Raw genomic sequence first — 345 nt, forward strand, 5'->3', positions numbered from 1 at the left:
CTACACTTCCATCAGGCGCAGTTTCTTTTTTCTTGGCGTTACCGTGTAAATCAATCGTATAAATTTTATCATAGGTTTTAAGCAAATTCCAACGCATTCCTCTGAAAGTTGGATTGTCTAAAAACCCATGTGGATTGATAAATGCCAAAACACCAGTGCCATTTTTCTCGATAAAATGCTGACCATAACGTAAAAACTTTACATAATCATCATTAATCCATTTAGGATTTCGTTCTTTTAATTTTTCCTTTCCACCTGGCTCTTTTTTATAATCTTCCATCAATTTCATAATCCATTCTCCTTTATTGGCACTTTCTCCACTATAAGGCGGATTTCCAATAATAC

General features: G+C 34.2%; 1 protein-coding gene. It reads right to left on the bottom strand.

All coding sequences use genetic code 11. The features are described from left to right. On the bottom strand, positions 1-345 hold a 345-nt coding region (locus IU405_RS00400), incomplete at both ends, for an Eco57I restriction-modification methylase domain-containing protein (RefSeq protein ID WP_410896729.1).

The organism is Polaribacter sp. BAL334 (genome assembly GCF_015767435.1).
Lineage (GTDB): Bacteria > Bacteroidota > Bacteroidia > Flavobacteriales > Flavobacteriaceae > Polaribacter.